13 protein-coding genes are annotated in these 12645 nt (G+C 67.1%); 7 read left to right on the forward strand and 6 right to left on the reverse strand.

The features are described 5' to 3' along the window. Nucleotides 1-666: a hypothetical protein gene (locus PAM7066_RS08090; protein WP_085853656.1), complete on the forward strand. Its 666-nt coding sequence runs from the start codon at nt 1-3 to the stop codon at nt 664-666. Here the strand turns inward: PAM7066_RS08090 and PAM7066_RS08095 are convergent, their stop codons facing one another. Together PAM7066_RS08095 and PAM7066_RS08100 are read right to left on the reverse strand one after the other, a co-directional pair. Beyond that, nucleotides 667-1065 carry a DUF4864 domain-containing protein gene (locus PAM7066_RS08095; RefSeq protein ID WP_085853657.1) on the reverse strand — a complete coding sequence of 133 codons (399 nt, stop codon included), beginning with the start codon at nt 1063-1065 and terminating at the stop codon, nt 667-669. A 63-nt stretch (nt 1066-1128) separates the two neighbouring features. Next, a complete protein-coding gene (locus tag PAM7066_RS08100) occupies nt 1129-2700 on the reverse strand; it encodes a lysine--tRNA ligase (protein WP_085853658.1) in 1572 nt (523 codons plus the stop codon). 95 nt (nt 2701-2795) lie between these two features. Between PAM7066_RS08100 and PAM7066_RS08105 the strand changes: the two genes are divergently transcribed. Beyond that, the gene (locus PAM7066_RS08105; protein WP_085853659.1) at nt 2796-3218 is read left to right on the forward strand and encodes a tellurite resistance TerB family protein; all 423 of its coding nucleotides are present in this window, start codon (nt 2796-2798) and stop codon (nt 3216-3218) included. Here the strand turns inward: PAM7066_RS08105 and dacB are convergent. Together dacB and PAM7066_RS08115 are read right to left on the reverse strand one after the other, a co-directional pair. Further along, entirely contained in the window at nt 3215-4675 is a 1461-nt protein-coding gene (gene dacB, locus PAM7066_RS08110; protein ID WP_085853660.1) for a D-alanyl-D-alanine carboxypeptidase/D-alanyl-D-alanine endopeptidase, read from the reverse strand. The two genes, PAM7066_RS08105 and dacB, sit on opposite strands and share 4 nt — an antisense overlap. Nucleotides 4676-4757: 82 nt before the next feature. Continuing rightward, nucleotides 4758-5354 (reverse strand): nicotinate-nucleotide adenylyltransferase, encoded by a 597-nt coding sequence (locus PAM7066_RS08115; RefSeq protein ID WP_085853661.1) that lies wholly within the window; start codon nt 5352-5354, stop codon nt 4758-4760. Between the two features lie 239 nt (nt 5355-5593). Between PAM7066_RS08115 and ctaD the strand changes: the two genes are divergently transcribed. After that, nucleotides 5594-7270, forward strand: coding sequence for a cytochrome c oxidase subunit I (gene ctaD / locus PAM7066_RS08120; protein ID WP_085853662.1), 1677 nt, complete (start codon nt 5594-5596; stop codon nt 7268-7270). A gap of 2 nt (nt 7271-7272) precedes the next feature. After that, nucleotides 7273-7806, forward strand: a complete 534-nt coding sequence (locus tag PAM7066_RS08125; protein WP_085853663.1) for a DUF2244 domain-containing protein — start codon at nt 7273-7275, stop codon at nt 7804-7806. 27 nt (nt 7807-7833) lie between these two features. Here the strand turns inward: PAM7066_RS08125 and PAM7066_RS08130 are convergent, their stop codons facing one another. Further along, complete coding sequence (locus PAM7066_RS08130) at nt 7834-8295, reverse strand: GatB/YqeY domain-containing protein (RefSeq protein WP_085853664.1); 462 nt, start codon at nt 8293-8295, stop codon at nt 7834-7836. Between the two features lie 130 nt (nt 8296-8425). Here PAM7066_RS08130 and carA point away from each other — a divergent pair, with 130 nt between their 5' ends. Beyond that, entirely contained in the window at nt 8426-9574 is a 1149-nt protein-coding gene (gene carA / locus PAM7066_RS08135; protein ID WP_085853665.1) for a glutamine-hydrolyzing carbamoyl-phosphate synthase small subunit, read from the forward strand. A 63-nt stretch (nt 9575-9637) separates the two neighbouring features. Next, entirely contained in the window at nt 9638-11275 is a 1638-nt protein-coding gene (locus PAM7066_RS08140; RefSeq protein WP_085853666.1) for a glycosyltransferase family 2 protein, read from the forward strand. On the opposite strand, the gene PAM7066_RS08145 is transcribed toward PAM7066_RS08140, so the two are convergent. Continuing rightward, nucleotides 11272-11922 (reverse strand): GntR family transcriptional regulator, encoded by a 651-nt coding sequence (locus tag PAM7066_RS08145; protein WP_085853667.1) that lies wholly within the window; start codon nt 11920-11922, stop codon nt 11272-11274. The genes PAM7066_RS08140 and PAM7066_RS08145 overlap by 4 nt on opposite strands. Nucleotides 11923-11981: 59 nt before the next feature. Here PAM7066_RS08145 and PAM7066_RS08150 point away from each other — a divergent pair, with 59 nt between their 5' ends. Further along, nucleotides 11982-12644 (forward strand): pyrimidine 5'-nucleotidase, encoded by a 663-nt coding sequence (locus PAM7066_RS08150; protein ID WP_085853668.1) that lies wholly within the window; start codon nt 11982-11984, stop codon nt 12642-12644. Nucleotide 12645: the final 1 nt, after the last annotated feature.

A 12645-nucleotide genomic window follows, 5' to 3' on the forward strand; every position in this document is an offset into this window, starting at 1 on the left:
ATGACCCTGCTTCGCGCCCTTGTCCTTCTGTTCACCATGGTCGCCACGGCGGCCACCTCGGGCGCCTGGCCGCGTCCGGAGGGCGAGACGTTCATGTCGCTCAAGTTCGGGCGGCAGGGCGATATAGAGGTGCAGAGCCTTTATGCCGAGTACGGCATGAGCCCGCGCCTGACCTTCGGCCTCGCCGCCGACCGCTACGGCCCCCAGGCCGGCGCCGTCTCGGCCTTCAGCCGCGTCGCGCTGACGCCCGACCGCCCGTGGCAGGTGTCGGTCTCGGCCAGCGCCTCGTTCGAGCTGGACGGGGGTACGCCCGAGGAATTGACCGTTCTGCCGGGCGAGGTCCGCAACGGCGTCACCCTGCATGTCGGCCGCGGCTTCACGGTCGGCGATCGCGACGCCTGGTTCGACGTCGAGGCGGGTCGGGACAGCACCGGGCTTGAAGAGCAATGGCGGATGGGTCTCGTCGCGGGGATTCAGGTGACCGACCGCAGCAAGCTGTTCGTGGAGTTCGAGGGCGCCGAGGACGAAGAGGGCACGGCGCTACGCATCGCCCCGAACGCCGCCTATTCCATCGCAGACGGCATCGACCTTACCGTCGGCTATGCGTTCGACCCGAGCGGCGACACCGAAAGCCGGATTGACCTGGGCGCCTGGCTCGCCTTCTGATCAGACGCTCACGTCCGGCATCTCCACAAGGCGGACGCCGTCGATCTTCCAGCCGTCCGGCCCGTCGACCATGTCGTAGTCGAGCGCATGGTACGCCCCGTCGGCATCCCGGATGATGACCCGCTGGCGCTGCACGCCGCCCAGATCCTCCAGCGCGCCGAAGCGGACATCGCCGGGGCGGTGGACCATCGGGTACCCGTTGCGCACCATCCTCCCGAAGTTGCCGGGCGTCCCGAACATGTTCCGGATGTCCGGCGAGGCGTAGGTGAAGGCACGGTCGAACGCATCGGCGCGGAAGGCTTCGAGCTGCGAGGAAATCACGCCCTCGATCTCAGAATCCTGCGCGAGGGCGGGCAGACAGAAAATCGAAAGCGCTGCGGCGAGGACGATGCGTCTCATGGCGTCTCCTTTCGGATCAGCCTAAGACGCGCCCCCGCCGCGCAGGAAGTCTCTTTCCCGTGATCAGTTCGCGAGCGCCCGGTCGATCAGCGCCACCGTTTCGTCCACGCCATAAAGCGCAACGAACCCACCGAAGCGCGGCCCCTGGCTCTGTCCCAGCAGCACCTCGTAGAGCGCCTTGAACCAGTCGCGCAGCGGCTCGATCTCGTGCGCCTTGCCGACGGCGAAGACTTCGGACTGAAGAGCCTCGGCGTCGAGGCCGCTCTCCCACGCCGCAAGCCGCTCGCGCAGATCGAGGATCGCGGCGCGCTCGGCGTCGGTGGGCTGGCGGAAGGTCTTCTCGGGCTTCACGAAGTCGTTGTAGTAGCGGATCGCATAGCCGGCCGCTTGGTCGAGCTGCGGGTTCGCCTCGGGCGCGGCGCCGGGCGCATAGCGGCGGATAAAACCCCACAGCGTCTCCTTCTCCTCGGCGCCGGACACGCTTGCAAGGTTCAGAAGCATCGCGAAGGGCACCACCATGTCCGACTGCGGAACGTCGCTGTTGCCGTGGATGTGCCAGACCGGGTTGTTCAGCCGCGCGGTCTCGTCCTGATCGGGATAGGCCCGCAGCTGCTGGTGATACTCGTCCACCGCCTTCGGGATCACGTCGAAATAGAGCCGCTTCGCCGTCTTCGGCTTCTGGTACATGAAGTAGGCGAGGCTTTCGGGCGACGCGTAAGTCAGCCATTCCTCCATCGACAGGCCGTTGCCCTTCGATTTCGAGATCTTCTGGCCCTTGTCGTCGTTGAACAGCTCGTAGGTCAGCGTCTCGGGGCCGGGGCTGCCCAGCGCGCGGCAGATCTTGCCCGCCTGCGTAACCGAATCGATCAGATCCTTGCCCGACATCTCGTAATCCACGCCCAGCGCGTGCCACCGCATCGCCCAGTCGGGTTTCCACTGCAGCTTGACGTTGCCGCCCGTCACCGGGACCTCGACGCGCTCGCCGTCGGGTTCTTCATAGACGATGGTGCCCTTTTCGACGTTGCGCTCAAGCGTCGGGACCTGCAGCACGTGGCCTGTCTTGGGGCTGACGGGCAGGAACGGCGAGTAGCTCGCCTGACGATCCGGCCCAAGGGTCGGCAGCATGATCGCCATGATCTCGTCGAACCGCTCGAGCGCACGCTGCAGCGCCGCGTCGAACTGGCCACTCGTGTAGTAGTCGGTGGAAGAGGCGAATTCGTACTCGAACCCGTAGCTGTCGAGGAACGCGCGCAGGCGCGCATTGTTGTGGGCGCCGAAGCTGTCATGGGTGCCGAAGGGATCGCGCACGCGGGTCAGCGGCAGGTGAAGGTCTTCGGCCATCTGCTCCTGGTTCGGGACGTTTGTCGGGACCTTGCGCAGCCCATCCATGTCGTCCGAAAAGCACAGAAGCTTCGTGGGGATGTCCGACATCGTCTCGAACGCGCGGCGCACCATGGTCGTGCGCGCCACCTCGCCGAAGGTGCCGATATGGGGCAGGCCAGACGGGCCGTAGCCCGTCTCGAACAGGGCGTAGCCCTTCTCGGGCGGCTGTTTCTCGAAGCGTTTGACCAGCTTGCGGGCCTCTTCGAACGGCCAGACCTTCGAGGTCATCGCAATTTCACGCAGCTCGGTCATCGCTTTCTCCATCATGGAATGCGCGCTTGCAGTATTGCCGCGGCGCGGAACCGTCAATTACCATGCATGCCGACACCCGAACCCCCGGAGCACCGATGAACGACGTCCCCAACAGCCTCAGCCCGCAGGATTGCCTTGTGGCGGTCATGGTCGCCGTCTCCGCATCGGACGAGAACCTGCGCACGACCGAGCTCGTCACGATCGAGCGGGTCGTCAACCACCTGCCGATCTTCGCGAAATACGACCAGGATCGGATCCGCACCGTCTCGCAGACGGTGTTCGACCTTTACGCGGAAGAGGACGGGCTCGACGCGCTGTTCGGCCTGATCCGCGACAACCTGCCCGAGCCCCTGTTCGAGACCGCCTACGCGCTGGCCTGCGACGTCGCGGCTGCCGACGGCGCTCTGGGCGAGACCGAGATTCGCCTGCTGGAGGAAATCCGCTACGAGCTGTCGATCTCGCGGCTGAGCGCGGCCGCCATCGAACGGGGTGCCCGGGCGCGGCACATGGTGCTTTAGGTCAGGTGCGCCTTGCCCCAGCTTTCCAGAAGCTGGCGCTGGAGGTATTTCGACGATCCGATCCAGCTGCGCCCACCCTCGGGGCGCTCGCGCTGTTCCACGGTCAGCGCATCGCGGCGGGGGATGTCGCCGGTGAAGATCGCGAAGGCGAGCGTCCGACCGTCCGTCGGGCCGGTGATGTAGCCGGTCAACGCGCTGACGAAGTTCAGTGTGCCGGTCTTGGCGGTCACCGTGAACCGCGTGTCGTCGAGCGGAAAGCCCTTCATCAGCGATTTCAGCGCGCCGCCGTCGTGACTGGCAACCATCGCGCGGACCATGTCGGCCGGTGAGATGCGGCTGTCGTCGCCCAGCCCCGAGTGATCCTCGAGCGCGACGTTGCGGAGTCCGTGCTCGCGCTTCAGCCAGTCGTTCATCCGGCCAGCGCTTTCAACCAGCGACTCGACCGGGCCTTCGGTCTGGGACGCCGAGACGCCCACCACCTCGGCGGTGATGTTGGTCGAATAGTTCAGCATGTCGGCCAGAATCGGCGGCAGCACATTGCTGCGGTGGACCTGCAGCACGTCACCCTGCGCGTGGTCGGCATAGTCCACAACGCCGCCCGAGATGATGCCCTGCGACTGCGCGAGCGTCTGGAACACCTCGCCTGCATAGAGCGCGGGAAAGCGCACCGGCAGCCAGCGCGAGCCGGCGTTCCCAAGGGCCGTTCGCGCCACGGTCCATTCGTCGATGCGCTCGCCGCGATTGTAGGTGTAGACCGGGCCGGCACGATCCGCGACCTCCATCTGCGCCACCGTCACGGCGGCGGTCTCGCGGATTCCGGGCGAATCCATCGTCACCTCGTAAGCACCGCCTTGCCGCTCCCACCCGAAATGGACACGGTTGTAATTCAGGTTCAGGCCGCCGATCGCCGGGTTGTAGGCAACGTGCCGGGGCTGCTCCTCGTCGATCTCGTAGAGGTTCGGCAGCGCCCCGGACCACACGCGCATCCGCCCGCCGATCTCGCGGACGCCCATCTCCTTCAGCGCCACGGCCATGGCCATCAGACCGTCGGTATCCAGGGTCGGATCACCCCCGCCGGCGAGAATCAGGTCGCCCTCGATCCGCCCGTTCACCACCGGCCCCGTCGCCACAAGCCGCGTGTCGAAGCGGTGCTGCGCCCCCAGCTGTTCGAGCGCCCACATCGTGGTCAGCGCCTTGGCCGTCGAGGCCGGGGGCATCCCGAGGGCGTAGTTGTGCGATTCGAGCACTTCGCCGGTGGCGGCATCGGCCACGGCGAAGGCGACCGTGCCCGACAGGCTGCTGCCCTCGACCAGGTCCTTCCCGGTGGGGATCGGCTCCTTGGGGGGCTCGGAGCCGCGGAGGCGCGGGCGAATTGAACGCGTCGGAGCCTCGGCCCAAGCGCCGGTCGCGCTGGCCGACAAGAGGCCCGCCAGCATCTGGCGTCTGCTCAGGCGCATTTTCCCTCCGGTTTTGCCGCCGAATGATTTAGAGCGATCGCGCGGAAACGATCAACCATAAGTACCTGACAACGGGATCACTTCAATGTTTCCACTGTCCCGCGCGTCGCAATTCGGTCGAGGATTCAGGCCGCAGCGGGATATTGACGAAGGACCAGGCGGGCGGCGCAGCCTGCGCAAGCATCGCGGGCGGCACACGATCCGACGCCAGCCGCCGCGCCGTGGGCGAGTTGAGCGCGCGCAGCCGATCCCCCGGCCGCGCGAAGATCCCCAGCGGCACACGGCCCGCGATTTCGTCCCACCGATCCCAGAGGTGGAATTGGCCCAAGTTGTCCGACCCCATGAGCCAGACGAAGCGCAGGTGGGGATACGCCTCTTGCAGGCTCGCCACGGTGTCGGCGCTGAACCGCGAGGACAACTGCGCCTCGATGTCCGTGACGTGCACGCGCGGGTGGCGCATCACCTGGCGCGCCTGTGCAAGCCGGCGATCCAACGCGGCGGGAGCGTCCCGCTTCAGCGGATTGCCGGGAGAGACCACCCACCACACCCAGTCCAGCCCGAACCGGGCGAGCGCCGCCCGCGTGATTGCCACGTGCCCCGCATGGGCGGGATCGAACGAGCCGCCGAGCAGGCCCACACTCTGCCCGCGCCCCGCCACGGGCCAGTCGGGCCCCCTCATGTCTCGGTTCGTCCCATGGCGCCTGAATGCCGCGCACGGCCCGTGTCCGCAAGGCTCGGCATGCCCGAGTTGCGGCGGCGGACGTCCGGCAGAATTAGAGCCGAATTGCCGTCGCAGTTCCCGCACCGCGCCAAAACGTATCATTGCGATGCCCGGCTGATAGGCTTAGAACGCGCTTCGATGCGCGTGGGGCTCGGAGTCTGCGTGCCTCTTTGTTAACGGGAACCAGGAGGGACGACATGGCTGATGCAGCCGTCCACGGCCATGGCGGACACGAGGACGACCGGGGCTTCTTCACCCGGTGGTTCATGTCCACCAACCACAAGGATATCGGTATCCTTTACCTCGTCACCGCGGCAGTAACCGGGTTCATCTCGGTCGCGTTCACGGTGTACATGCGCATGGAGCTCATGGAGCCCGGCGTCCAGTTCATGTGCATGGAAGGCGCGCGGCTCCTCCCGACCGCGACCGAGAACTGCACGCCGAACGGACACCTGTGGAACGTGCTGATCACGGCCCACGGCATCCTGATGATGTTCTTCGTCGTCATTCCCGCGCTTTTCGGTGGCTTCGGCAACTACCTGATGCCGCTGCAGATCGGCGCGCCGGACATGGCGTTCCCGCGCCTCAACAACCTCAGCTACTGGCTTTTCGTTGCCGGTTCGGCGCTAGCGGTGTGCTCGCTGTTCGCACCTGGCGGCAACGGGCAGATGGGCTCGGGGATCGGCTGGGTGCTCTATCCGCCGCTTTCGACGACCGAGGGCGGGTATTCCACCGACCTTGCCATCTTCGCCGTGCACGTTTCGGGCGCCTCGTCGATCCTGGGCGCGATCAACATCATCACGACGTTCCTGAACATGCGCGCTCCGGGCATGACGCTGTTCAAGGTTCCGCTCTTCGCGTGGTCCGTGTTCGTGACAGCGTGGCTGATCCTTCTGGCCCTGCCCGTCCTGGCCGGCGCGATCACCATGCTGCTGACCGACCGGAACTTCGGCACGACGTTCTTCGACCCCTCGGGCGGTGGTGATCCGATCCTCTACCAGCACATCCTGTGGTTCTTCGGACACCCCGAGGTGTATATCGTGGTCCTGCCGGGCTTCGGCATCATCAGCCACATCATTGCGACGTTCTCGAAGAAGCCGATCTTCGGCTACCTGCCGATGGTCTGGGCGCTGATCGCGATCGGCGTCCTGGGCTTCGTCGTCTGGGCGCACCACATGTACACCGTCGGCATGTCGCTGACCCAGCAGTCCTACTTCATGCTGGCCACGATGGTCATCGCGGTGCCCACGGGCATCAAGATCTTCTCGTGGATCGCGACGATGTGGGGCGGCTCGGTCGAGCTCAAGGCACCCATGCTCTGGGCCTGCGGCTTCCTCGCCGTGTTCACCATCGGCGGCGTCACCGGCGTCGTGCTGAGCCAGGCGGCAATCGACCGCGCCTATCACGACACCTACTACGTCGTGGCGCACTTCCACTACGTCATGTCCCTGGGCGCCGTCTTCGCCATCTTCGCGGGCATCTACTTCTACTTCCCGAAGTTCACCGGGAAGATGATCCCCGAATGGATCGGCCACGCGCACTTCTGGGCGATGTTCATCGGCGCCAACCTGACCTTCTTCCCCCAGCACTTCCTGGGTCGTCAGGGCATGCCCCGCCGCTACATCGACTACCCCGAGGCGTTCGCTCTGTGGCACCATGTCTCGTCCTGGGGGGCCTACCTGTCCTTCGCCTCCTTCCTGTTCTTCATCGGGGCGATCTTCTGGGTCCTCGCGAAGGTGCCGCGCACGGCGCCCGCGAATCCCTGGAATGAGTGGGCCGACACACTGGAATGGACCCTGCCCTCGCCGCCGCCGGAGCACACGTTCGAGACGCTCCCCAAGCGCGAGGACTGGGACAAGGGCCACGCGCACTGACCATGCCGGTTCAATGGACCACATCGAAAGAGGAGGCCCCGGCATCGCCCGGGGCCTTTTCGCATGAGGGGGGGCGTCCTTTCGCCACCCTGCGGCTCTGGCCGCACCGCTCCCTGCCCATGTCCGGCTTCGTGGGGATCATGGCGTTCACCGGCTGCATGTTCCTGGTGCCCCTCGCCCCGTTCATCGGCACGCCGGTCTTCTGGGGACTCCTGCCGTTCCTCGTGGCGGCGATGGCCGCGCTGTACCTGTTCTTCCTCAGGAACTACCGCGACGGCGAACTCACCGAAGTGCTGACGGTCTGGTCGGACCGGATCGCGCTGGTGCGTCACAACCCCCGTACCTCGGACCAGACATGGGAGGCCAACCCCTATTGGATTCGCCTCTCGCTCCACCCCGATCGCGGGCCGGTGAGGAATTACCTGACGCTGGATGGTGGTGGCCGCGAGGTCGAGCTTGGCGCCTTCCTCAGCCCCGAAGAGCGCGAGGCCGTCTATGACGACCTCGACCGGCTGCTGAAACGCCTGCCGCACTAGGGCGCGGCAAGCGTACCGTCCCGGCGCTCAGTTCAGCCGGGACTTCACCTTGGGACCGACCATGCCGAAATCCATCTGACCGGTGTGACGCTCCTTCAGGACCCCCATCACCTTGCCCATGTCCCGGATCGATGTGGCGCCCGTCTCGGAGATTGCGGTATCGACGGCACGCTCCACCTCGTCGTCGGCCAGGCGGCGCGGCAGGAATTCCTCGATGATCGCGATTTCCTCGCGCTCGCCCTCGGCCAGTTCGAGGCGCCCGCCTTCTTCATAGGCGCGCGCGCTTTCCTGGCGCTGCTTGATCATGCGCCCCAGGATCTGGCGCACTTCCGCGTCCGTGACCCCATCGGGCCCGTCCTCGGTCGAGCGGGCGGCAATGTCGCGGTCCTTGATCGCGGCGTTGATCAGCCGCAGCGTCGAAAGACGTGCGGCCTGCTTCTCTTTCATCGCCGTCTTCATGGCGGCATTGATGCGGTCGCGCAGTTCCATGGCATATCCTCGGTCGACGCGGAAACGGCCTTTCACCTATGACCGGAGGTCGGGAACGGCAAGGCGCTTGACCGTGTGGCACGATCTCCATACATCGCGGTAGATTTGCGCCCAGCCCGGAGATCCCGCCATGCCCCGCCAGACCCCGACCGCCTGCCTCGCCCTTGCCGACGGGACTGTCTTCTATGGCCGCGGATTTGGCGCCACCGGGCAAACCACGGCCGAGCTCTGCTTCAACACCGCGATGACCGGCTACCAGGAGATCGTGACCGACCCCTCCTACGCGGGTCAGATCGTGACCTTCACGTTCCCCCATATCGGCAACACCGGCGTCACTCCCGAGGATGACGAGACCGCGATTCCGTTCGCGGAAGGGATGGTGGTGAAGTGGGACCCGACGGCCTCGTCCAACTGGCGCGCCGCCGAAGAGCTGGGCGCCTGGCTGGCCCGGCACGGCAAGATCGGCATCGGCGGCCTAGACACGCGCCGGCTGACCCGCGCGATCCGCCAGCAGGGCGCGCCGCATGTCGCGCTCGCCCACAACCCCGAGGGCAAGTTCGACATCGAGGCGCTGATCGCTGCCGCACGCTCGTTCCCGGGCCTCGTCGGGCTGGACCTCGCCAAGGACGTCAGTTGCCTGCAATCGTACCGCTGGGACGAGATGCGGTGGGCCTGGCCGACCGGTTACCTCAAGCGCGACAAGCCCGGCCACAAGGTCGTGGCCATCGACTACGGCGCCAAGCGCAACATCCTGCGCTGCCTGGCCAGCGCCGGCTGCGATGTGACCGTCCTGCCCGCCACCGCCACGGCCGAGGAAATCATGGCCCACAATCCCGCTGGACTGTTCCTCTCGAACGGTCCCGGCGACCCGGCGGCGACCGGCAAGTATGCGGTCCCGATGATCCAGGAAGTCCTCAAGACCTCGGACATCCCCGTGTTCGGCATCTGCCTTGGTCACCAGCTTCTGGGTCTCGCCCTCGGGGCCGAGACGCAGAAGATGGGCCACGGCCATCACGGCGCGAACCATCCGGTGAAGGAGCTGGCGACCGGCAAGGTCGAAATCACGTCGATGAACCACGGCTTCACCGTGAACTCGCAGACCCTGCCGAAGGGCGTGGAAGAGACGCATATCTCGCTCTTCGACGGCTCGAACTGCGGCATCCGCGTGCCCGACCGACCCGTCTGGGGCGTCCAGCACCACCCCGAGGCCAGCCCCGGCCCGCAGGACAGCTTCTACCTGTTCGAGCGTTTCGCGAAGGTGATGGACGACGCGGCCTGATCCGCGTTCACCATCCCTTAAGCGAAGGGTGACAGGATTGGCGGATCCACGGACGGAACCGCCATGTTCGACCTCGCTCATCTCGATCCCATGTCGCCGGTCGTCCCGGGCCGCGATGCCGTGCCCCTGCCCGACGCGCGCGCGATCCGCAAACTGGGCGCCGGGTTCTGCGCCCGCCATGCCGTGCTGCCCCTTCGTGCCGGGTCGGGTTTCCAGCCGATTGCGGTAGCCGACCCCGATCGCTTCACGCTGGTCGCCTCGCGGATCCGTTCGGTTCTGGGGGATATCGTGCCCGTGCCCACCAAGCGCGCGGATTTGATGGCCGCGCTCACGCGCCATGGCGGCCTCGCCCTCGCACGCGAGGCCGAAGAGAGGTGCCCGCCGGACCGCAGCTGCCGGGGCTTGCGCATTGCGCCCTCCGTCGCGGCCGGCATCGGCGTTCTGCTCGTGGCGGCCGTCTGCCTTGCGCCAAGCCGCGCGCTGATCGCCGGGCAGGTCGTGGCGATCGGCATTCTCGCCATCCAGACCGCGCTTTACCTCGTCGCCATGTGGCCGCGGCGCACCGGGCGGATGGTGCGACAGGCTCCCAGCGCGCTGCCCACGATCTCGATCCTCCTGCCGCTCTACCGCGAGGAAGACATCGCCCCCATGCTTCTCGAGCGGATCGAGGCGGTCGATTATCCGCGGGACCGGTTCGAGGTGTGGCTCATCATGGAATGCGACGACCACGTCACCGCGCGGGCCATCTCGCGGGTCGCGCTGCCGGCTTGGGCGCATGTCCTGACCGTGGCCCCAGGCGAGGTTCAGACGAAGCCGCGCGCGATGAACGTCGCGCTGGATTTTTGCCGGGGCACGATCGTCGGCGTGTACGACGCCGAGGACGCGCCGGAGTCCGACCAGCTTCTTCGGGTGGCCGCGCGGTTTGCGGCGGCCAAGCCGAACGTTGCGGCGCTGCAAGGTCGGCTGAGCTTCTACAACACCCGGGCGAGTTGGCTTACCCGGTGCTTTTCCATCGACTACGCGGCGTGGTTCTGGATGATCCTGCCGGCGATCGGGCGGCTCGGCTGGCCCATTCCGCTTGGCGGAACCACGATCTTCCTGCGCCGCGACGCGCTGGAAGCCGTCGGCGGCTGGGATGCGCACAACGTCACCGAAGACGCCGACCTTGGCCTGCGCCTCGCCCGCGCCGGCTGGCGGACCGAACTGATCGACAGCGTCACCCGCGAAGAGGCCACCGCCCGTCCACTCGCCTGGATCAAGCAGCGCTCCCGCTGGCAGAAGGGCTACGCGATCACATGGGCGGCCCACATGCGCCACCCGCTGCGCCTGATCCGCGACATCGGGCCATGGGGCTTCGTGGGCGTGCAGGTCCTGTTCCTGGGTTCGCTGGCCGGTGCTGCGCTGGCGCCGCTTCTGTGGCCGTTCTGGCTGCTCTTGGCTGCAGCGCCCCTGCCCTACACCCCCACGCTTCACGCGCTTTGGGTCGTGCAACTGGGGCTGGGCCTGACGCTTGTGATCCAGGCGATCGGCCTCGCCATCGCCCTGTCGCGGCAGCGACGTCTTGAGCTGGCGCGGTGGATCCCGGTGATGATGCTCTACTATCCGCTCGCGACGATTTCGCTGTGCAAGGCGGTGGCCGAACTCGTCACCCGGCCCTTCTACTGGGACAAGACCGCGCACGGCGTCACGCGCCCCGACTAGTGCGGCGCGTCCTGCGTCGAATCGTGGCGCAGGCGCGTCTCGTACGCGGTAGAGATATGCGCGCACAGCGCCCCGCGCGCCGCCGCCCCGTCCCGCGCCTCGAGAGCCGAGACGATGGCGTCATGCTCGGCCAGCGCATCCTCTCCGCGCCCCTCGACGGCAAGGGAGGTCGTCGCCAGAAGGGCCATCGACCGGTGCACCAGGTCAAGCTGCTGCACCAGGAACATGTTGTGCGAGGCAAGGTGGATCTGCTTGTGGAAGCGCCGGTTCGACCGGCTGAGCGCGCGCGGATCGTCAAGCCGCCCCCGGTCGTCCTCGACCATCCGGCGCAGCACGCGCAGCTCCTCGTCGGTTGCGTGGCGCGCGGCCAGTTCGGCCGCCAGCCCCTCGAGCTCGGTCCGCACGATGTAAAGCTCGGCCATCTGGTTGTGGTCGAGCGACGAGACGATCAGGCTCCGCCCGTCCCGCGTCAGCAACGACTGCGTCTCGAGCCGCTGCAACGCCTCGCGGATCGGCGTGCGGCTGACGCCGAAGCGCTCGGCCAACTCGTTCTCGACCAGCCGGTCGCCGGGCTTGTAGAGCCCCTCGTCTATCGCCTCGAGGATCAGCCGATAGGCGTCCTTTTGCGGCGCTTTCGCGTCTGGCATGCGAGCCCTCCCTTCCCGGCGGTATAGACAGCCCGCTGGCCCGCCGCTAGGGCAGCGGAATGACCATCGACACGTGGATCTTCGACCTGGACGACACGCTCTACCCGCCCGAATCGGGGATCGTGGCGGCGATCGAGGCGCGCATGACCGACTGGATCGCGCAGCGGCTGGGGGTCGAACCGGCCGAGGCCGACCGCCTGCGCCACGCCTACTGGCGCGACTACGGCGGCACGCTGCCCGGCCTCGTCGCCCGTCACGGCATCGCGCCCGAGACGTTCCTGGCCGATGTGCATGACATCCCATTGACCGGCCTCGCCGCCGATCCCGCGCTTGGGACCGCCCTCGCAGCGCTGCCCGGGCGTCGGGTCGTGTTCACGAACGGCAGCGCGTGGCACGCAGAGCGTATCCTTCGGGCGCGGGGCCTGACCGACCATTTTCACGGCACCTTCACCATCGAGCACGCGGATTTCGTCGCCAAGCCCGACGCCCGCGCCTTCGACTCTGCCTTCCGCGCGCTGGACATCGACCCCACCTGCGCCGCGATGTTCGAGGACAGCCCGGCAAACCTGCGCATCCCCCACGCGCGCGGCGTGTGCACCGTCCTCGTCGGCCCCCGCGCCGTTGAGGAGCCGTTTATCGACCACCACGCCCCCGATCTGACGGCTTTTCTGTCGCAGGTCGGCATCGGCGGCTTCCCCGCGCGGCCCCGCCACCTACCATGAG

It is taken from the genome of Palleronia marisminoris (assembly GCF_900172315.1).
In the GTDB taxonomy this organism is placed as follows: Bacteria; Pseudomonadota; Alphaproteobacteria; order Rhodobacterales; family Rhodobacteraceae; genus Palleronia; species Palleronia marisminoris.

Coding starts and splice junctions, on each gene's coding strand:
- PAM7066_RS08090 (WP_085853656.1), top strand. CDS start 1: ATGACCCTGCTTCGCGCCCTTGTCCTTCTGTTCACCATGGTCGCCACG.
- PAM7066_RS08095 (WP_085853657.1), bottom strand. CDS start 1,065: ATGAGACGCATCGTCCTCGCCGCAGCGCTTTCGATTTTCTGTCTGCCC.
- PAM7066_RS08100 (WP_085853658.1), bottom strand. CDS start 2,700: ATGACCGAGCTGCGTGAAATTGCGATGACCTCGAAGGTCTGGCCGTTC.
- PAM7066_RS08105 (WP_085853659.1), top strand. CDS start 2,796: ATGAACGACGTCCCCAACAGCCTCAGCCCGCAGGATTGCCTTGTGGCG.
- dacB (WP_085853660.1), bottom strand. CDS start 4,675: ATGCGCCTGAGCAGACGCCAGATGCTGGCGGGCCTCTTGTCGGCCAGC.
- PAM7066_RS08115 (WP_085853661.1), bottom strand. CDS start 5,354: ATGAGGGGGCCCGACTGGCCCGTGGCGGGGCGCGGGCAGAGTGTGGGC.
- ctaD (WP_085853662.1), top strand. CDS start 5,594: ATGGCTGATGCAGCCGTCCACGGCCATGGCGGACACGAGGACGACCGG.
- PAM7066_RS08125 (WP_085853663.1), top strand. CDS start 7,273: ATGCCGGTTCAATGGACCACATCGAAAGAGGAGGCCCCGGCATCGCCC.
- PAM7066_RS08130 (WP_085853664.1), bottom strand. CDS start 8,295: ATGGAACTGCGCGACCGCATCAATGCCGCCATGAAGACGGCGATGAAA.
- carA (WP_085853665.1), top strand. CDS start 8,426: ATGCCCCGCCAGACCCCGACCGCCTGCCTCGCCCTTGCCGACGGGACT.
- PAM7066_RS08140 (WP_085853666.1), top strand. CDS start 9,638: ATGTTCGACCTCGCTCATCTCGATCCCATGTCGCCGGTCGTCCCGGGC.
- PAM7066_RS08145 (WP_085853667.1), bottom strand. CDS start 11,922: ATGCCAGACGCGAAAGCGCCGCAAAAGGACGCCTATCGGCTGATCCTC.
- PAM7066_RS08150 (WP_085853668.1), top strand. CDS start 11,982: ATGACCATCGACACGTGGATCTTCGACCTGGACGACACGCTCTACCCG.